Genomic DNA, 238 nt, shown 5'->3' with positions numbered 1-238 from the left:
CCATGTCGATCCAGTAGCGACCGGTGGTCTGCTCGAGCACCGACATGACGCCGTGGATGTTCTCGGGCGAGATGCCGCCGGCATAGCCGACGAGCCTGTCGCCGCCGGGGTCTCGCCGCGGCCGCCGGAGCGATCGAAGAGCCAGTCGACCGAGGTGTCGGCCGGGAATTGGTTGGCGCGGGTCTGCGCAATGCCGCGCGCCTTTCCCCAACCGTTGCGGAAGTGAATTATGCGGTCC

General features: G+C 67.6%; 1 protein-coding gene. It reads left to right on the top strand.

Annotated elements, in window-relative coordinates:
- Positions 1 to 226, top strand: a 226-nt coding sequence (locus tag QJT78_RS52630; RefSeq protein WP_281460996.1) for a hypothetical protein, incomplete at its 5' end; no start/stop codon positions are given.
- Positions 227 to 238 lie beyond the last annotated feature (12 nt).

Origin of the sequence: Bradyrhizobium sp. Mp27, from assembly GCF_029953005.1 — a bacterium.
In the GTDB taxonomy this organism is placed as follows: domain Bacteria; phylum Pseudomonadota; class Alphaproteobacteria; order Rhizobiales; family Xanthobacteraceae; genus Bradyrhizobium; species Bradyrhizobium barranii.
This window is presented reverse-complemented; position numbering and strand designations above follow the sequence as displayed.